The following is a 256-nucleotide window of genomic DNA, read 5'->3' as shown; positions in this document are numbered from 1 at the left end:
CCTGGAGGCCAGCGCCGGTACTCTATAGAAGAACTCAACAAACTCTTACAATCCGGCCAAATGATTGACGGACAGGAAACAGCAGTCGTGCTTTACGCCCGGGTATCCACTAAAAAGCAGGCCAACGTAGAAACAATCGCCATCGCGGAAAAAGAACCGGAAGACGCCCAGTCCGAACTGGTACGGGACTTGCTGGCCATAGTCACGTCCTTTTCGGCCAGGTTGTACGGAGCCAAGGGCGGCAAAAAAGTCCGGC

1 pseudogene is annotated in these 256 nt (G+C 54.3%); it reads left to right on the top strand.

The annotated features are described in order from the left end of the window. Positions 1 to 256 (top strand): annotated as a pseudogene (locus IT084_RS17855) (IS607 family transposase); the annotation flags it as partial.

This window comes from Desulfallas sp. Bu1-1, from assembly GCF_015594625.1.
Taxonomy (GTDB): Bacteria; Bacillota; Desulfotomaculia; order Desulfotomaculales; family Desulfallaceae; genus JADNRQ01.
The sequence above is the reverse complement of the archived record's forward strand: the minus strand, read 5'-3'. Positions and strand labels throughout refer to the sequence as shown.